The 3,746-nt window shown below is 59.3% G+C and carries 5 protein-coding genes; 3 read left to right on the forward strand and 2 right to left on the reverse strand.

Annotated elements, in window-relative coordinates:
• Positions 1-101 precede the first annotated feature (101 nt).
• From ACP5J3_RS11895 to ACP5J3_RS11905, 3 genes are read left to right on the forward strand one after another with little or no spacing between them, the layout of a single operon-like run.
• Positions 102-761: a queuosine precursor transporter gene (locus ACP5J3_RS11895; RefSeq protein ID WP_428495886.1), complete on the forward strand. Its 660-nt coding sequence runs from the start codon at positions 102-104 to the stop codon at positions 759-761.
• Positions 754-1,158: a hypothetical protein gene (locus tag ACP5J3_RS11900; RefSeq protein ID WP_428495887.1), complete on the forward strand. Its 405-nt coding sequence runs from the start codon at positions 754-756 to the stop codon at positions 1,156-1,158. The genes ACP5J3_RS11895 and ACP5J3_RS11900 overlap by 8 nt, the downstream gene beginning before the upstream one ends.
• Positions 1,155-1,973, forward strand: coding sequence for a hypothetical protein (locus ACP5J3_RS11905; protein ID WP_428495888.1), 819 nt, complete (start codon positions 1,155-1,157; stop codon positions 1,971-1,973). The genes ACP5J3_RS11900 and ACP5J3_RS11905 overlap by 4 nt, the downstream gene beginning before the upstream one ends.
• Before the next feature lie 129 nt (positions 1,974-2,102).
• Here ACP5J3_RS11905 and ACP5J3_RS11910 read toward each other — a convergent pair whose 3' ends face one another.
• Complete coding sequence (locus tag ACP5J3_RS11910) at positions 2,103-2,324, reverse strand: hypothetical protein (protein ID WP_428495889.1); 222 nt, start codon at positions 2,322-2,324, stop codon at positions 2,103-2,105.
• Positions 2,325-2,346: 22 nt separating this feature from the next.
• Positions 2,347-3,746, reverse strand: a 1,400-nt coding sequence (locus ACP5J3_RS11915) for a hypothetical protein (RefSeq protein WP_428495890.1), incomplete at its 5' end; no start/stop codon positions are given.

Below are 3,746 nucleotides of genomic sequence, written 5' to 3' on the forward strand. Positions count from 1 at the left end.
GTGCTAAGCGGCATGGACAGAAACAAGAGGAGGGTTAAGAAAAGCGCGGCTCTAGACGCCTACTTCTAATTGTTTAAAAGGAGGGGCTTTGCGCGTTGAGCATGCACGCCCTAGCACAGGCGTGGGCGTACGGCCTCGCCCTGTACGCCATATACCTCCTCCTAATCCGCCTTTGGAGGGAGAGGGTGGACTCGGTTCTTGTGGGGCTTTTCTTCGGGACTCTCACCGCGGCTCAGTTTATCGCCAACCGCCTCGTAGACTACGGAGTGGGCACAGCCACCGCGGGCACCGTTATATTCATGACAAACGTCGCTCTGCTAGACGCCATGGCCATATTCTACGGCAGGGCTTTCGCGCTTAGGGCTGTTAGGATGGGCTTTTTCTTCCAAGCCGCGGTGGCCTTCGCCGCGTGGGCCGCCTCCACCCTGCCCGCCCCGTCGTGGTTTCAAGAAAGGGCGGCGGCGGTGGACTCGGTAATCGCCCCCTCCGCCCGCATAGCGATAGCCTCCCTCACGGCGTATCTAATATCCTCCACTATAGACGTCTATATAGTGACGCGGTGGCCTAGGCTACACCTGCTGGCTAGGGCGTACTCCTCCACTATTATTGCGCAGGTGGTGGACACAGCGGTGTTCATAACCCTCGCCTTTGGGCCTCATTTAGAGATAGTGGCGGGGCAGATAGTAGTCAAGTGGCTCCAGACGCCGCTTGAGGCGGTGCTCATATACGGCGCGAGGAGGTACATAGCTAGGCATGTGTAGATACTTCTACAAATGGAGGCGGGAGCACCACCACGAGGATGTGGCGGTGGAGGTTGATGAGGACTGCGTCATTATTGAATGCATAGACTGCGACCTCGGGGAGCTCTACGCCGCCCACATGCAAGTGGGGATGAGCCACCTCTACGCAGAGGTCCACACTGTGAAGATATGTAGAATGAGCCCAAGGCACCCCCACCCCGTGGGCGTCCTCCTCGGGAGGGATGAGGGCGGCAGGGCTGTGCCCGGCGGGTGGGTTTGGCAGGGGATGTATAAAGTAGAGGCTGAGGGCATATGGATAGAGGTGAGGGGCGAGTTCGACTTCATTAAGCTACAAGCCGCGGAGTGGACCCTAGAGGCGGTAGACGAGATAGAAGAGAGGTGTGCAGAAGGGGTATGAGGCTGGGCAAGTTCAGCGGCGTAGTCTGCTGGTTCAGCGGCGGGAGGGACAGCGCTGTGGCGTGTTACATAGCGAAGAGGGTGGCTGAGGCGCGGGGCTGGGACTTCCGCCTCGTCCACATCTACACGCGGACCCCGCGGCCGAGGGACGTCGATGAATATATACAGACTTACGCCAGGTGGTTGAACGCAAGGCTTGAGGTGATTATGCCAAAGCGCTCGTTTGCTGAATATGCGGCAGAATACAGCTACTGGCCGGTCTTATACTACATCAGATGGTGCTACTACAGACTGAAGCGCGACGTGGTCGTGTACTTTCTGCGCAACGCTCCCGCGGCGCTGGAGGCGCTCCACGTCTTTGCAATCCGCCGTGAAGAGTCGCTCTTCAGAGAAAGAGAGTACAGGAGCGTCTTCGGCGTCAAATGTTATGAGGAGGGCCTCTGCGTGCGGTACTGGCTTCCGCTGTTGTACGCAGATTCTATTACGCTATCCAAGCTCGTGAAGAAGCTCAACATACCAAAGAGCCCGGTGTGGGAGAAGCTGGGCTCCTCTGGCGAGTGCATGTGTTTGGCAGGAATGTCAATGAAGTCGCTCATCCGCCTGGCGGTCCACTACCCAGAGGTGGTAGAAGAGTTAGCTAAAATAGACGACGTCATACAGGCGGGGAGGCGCAAAGGCCCCTCATACCCAGCGCCGCTCATAGACAAGAGGCTTACGCTGAGGCAGTGGTGGGAGCAGTTCAAGCGCCAGCCGCGCCTTGACGACTACCTGGACAATTACGAGGGCAAGGGGTGCCAGGGGAGTTGCATACTGTAGCCATGACTCACTCCCTTTACCTTTGTCTTTCTCGAGAGACCGTTTTGCTAGTCATTTTTTCATATTTGTCCACTGTGTTAGACCGTCCCAGCTGGCACGTCAGAGTTCTGAAGAGAAAAAAAGTGGGACTCAAGTCAAGAGCCCGGGCTCTTTTGGACAGCTGTCCTTCGTCGCGAGCTCTACGAGCGCTGTCAGAGTAAACAGCCCTGGCACAGCCATGAGGGGGTGGTACACCTCGCCAGTAATGTCGACCCAGACTCCCCACCCCGTCACCTCTGCGACGAGTATCCAGACGAACAGCGCGGAGGCCGTCCAACGCCACGCCTTCCTAATTTTACACGCTAAACCCATGGAAAAAGTTATGAATTAAAAATTATATCCGCAACAGCTCCCTCTGCCTCAGCATTTCGTAGAGCTGTCTCGCGTACGTCGATATTGGCGTCCACCACCACGGCGCGCCGCCCAGGGGATGAACTGGCCTAACCTCGGCGCGTGGCACCTCCACCGTTGGGGGCCTCCCGCCGCCGCCAGTGGTGGTTGTAACTGTCTCCACTCTGTATATCTCCGTCGGCGTCTGGACGTAGTACTCCTGTCTGGGGGTCTCCACGACGTACACAAGAGTCTTCAGCTCCGCTTGTGGGATGTATATCCTGTATCTCTCGCCCCTCAGCTCAACCTCGAAGACGCGCCAGAGCGACGCGACTGGAAGCGCCAAGGAGTAGCCCCACAGCGGGATCCTCGCCACGCCCCACCTCACGATGGGGACCCTAATCCCAGAGACGCCTGGCTTGTACAGATCAGACACGTCTCTCCACTGGATCACAGCTGGCTTGTCAAGCGGTAGCGGCCTCCTCTCCTCTCTAGAGCCTCTTCTAAGTCTAACCAAGATCCCAGGCTCACTTTCGGAGATCTCGGACTCCCTAACCTCGACCACCACCCTAGTCGCGGGCCTGGCCTCCGCAATGGCCTTCCCAGACTCTTCAAGCCTTTCCGAAACCCCCTCGGGGATCTTGGCTGGCGTCTTGGCGATCCGCGGGCGGGGGGGACCGCCAGCTGGAGCCTCCTCAACCACCTCCACAGCTCTGGCCATCCTCTCAAACGGCCTCCCGAACCTGAGGCCAGACGTTGGCAGAACAACTGCCGCCTCCTTGGCCTCGCCGAGCTTCTCCTCAGTCACGGCTGGCTTTTTCTCGGCGCGTGTGAAGAGCCTCTCCGCCACCGCGTTGATGGCCTCCGCCTCCTCCCTTGTGAGGCCCCTCTTCACCAGCCACTCGACGAATCTCGACGCAGAGCCCCTCGCCTCTATGTACGCCTTCGCCACCTCCATCTTAGCCTCCCTCGACAGATCCTTCCACCACGCGGCTATCTTCTTCGCCAGCGGCTCTGGCACTCTGTAGAGGGTGATGATAGAAGTCTCCTCCCTCAGCGCGGCGTCCAGATCTCTGAACACCTCCTCGGGGCTCCTCGACAGGAGGATGCGTACTATTGAAGGCGCCTCTCTCGGCGCCTCCCCTGGCACATGCTCCGCCTTCACCGCCCTGGCCCTCACCTCTTCGAGCTCCTCCGGCCTCACGCCGAGCTCCTTGAGCCTCGCCATCACCCGCCTGACAACGCTTTCGCCCTTCGGCGCCAGCCCCCTCTCCAAGAAGTCTCTATACGCGGCGGTGAACTGCGGGTTGCGGAGGTGCCCCGCCACCTCCCTGGCCAGGGCCTCGTCCCCCAGCCTCTCCGCCAGAAGTCTGTACGCAATCTCGGCGTCGTACGCCTTCACGG

Source organism: Pyrobaculum sp., assembly GCF_049971835.1.
GTDB lineage: Archaea > Thermoproteota > Thermoprotei > Thermoproteales > Thermoproteaceae > Pyrobaculum.

Bases quoted from the DNA above. Each gene is read 5' to 3' on its own strand.
- ACP5J3_RS11905 (WP_428495888.1), top strand. From the start codon at position 1,155: ATGAGGCTGGGCAAGTTCAGCGGCGTAGTCTGCTGGTTCAGCGGCGGG.
- ACP5J3_RS11910 (WP_428495889.1), bottom strand. From the start codon at position 2,324: ATGGGTTTAGCGTGTAAAATTAGGAAGGCGTGGCGTTGGACGGCCTCC.
- ACP5J3_RS11900 (WP_428495887.1), top strand. From the start codon at position 754: ATGTGTAGATACTTCTACAAATGGAGGCGGGAGCACCACCACGAGGAT.
- ACP5J3_RS11895 (WP_428495886.1), top strand. From the start codon at position 102: ATGCACGCCCTAGCACAGGCGTGGGCGTACGGCCTCGCCCTGTACGCC.